This is a genomic window from Pseudomonas sp. P5_B2, from assembly GCF_056400445.1.
In genome coordinates, this window is record NZ_JBFULH010001397.1 from 1 (window position 1) to 633 (window position 633).

The 633-nt window shown below is 57.2% G+C and carries 1 protein-coding gene; it reads left to right on the forward strand.

Going from position 1 to position 633, the window contains the following annotated elements:
• Positions 1-79 precede the first annotated feature (79 nt).
• A partial coding sequence (locus tag AC1DRJ_RS31430; protein ID WP_477805533.1) for a DUF1254 domain-containing protein occupies positions 80-633 on the forward strand: 554 nt, incomplete at its 3' end.

Here is a 633-nt window from a genome sequence, read left to right on the forward strand (position 1 = left end):
GGGCACTACCACTGGCGCAATCTTGCGCAATCAATTGGGTTAATCCAAAAAAAACCTCCCAAGTCTCTGGAGGCACTCCATGAAGCAAGTCGAACTCGTTACTGCCGTCTTGGTTTGCGCCACACTAATATTGCCCCGCTTTGCCGCCGCCMAGACGGCGCCTRCAATCCCGCCGTCGATCACTACGCCGGACAAGGTCGAGTCGAGCATCGGCACGTTGCAATACAAGGACGGCGCACCTAGCAAAGAAACCGTCGCCAAGGTCTACGACTACCTCGACCTGATGCATGGCGTCGAAGCATTCGTGAACGCCTATCAGGGTGCTTCGGTAGCGTCGATCTTCAAAGGTGCCGAGGAGGCCGGCATTGCGAACAACACGGCCTTGATCTTCTCCGACCTGATGGATGCGAAGTCCCTGTTCCTGACGGCCAATGCGGACACCGTCTATTTCTTTGTCAATCTGGACGTCAGCAAGGGGCCAATCGTCGTTGAGACACCACCGTTGGCGCTCGGTGTGGTCGATGACATGTGGTTCAACTGGATTACTGACTTCGGCCTGCCCGGCCCTGACCGAGGCGAGGGAGGCAAATACCTGTTTGTGCCGCCCGATTACAAGGGCGAGTTGCCGAGCGG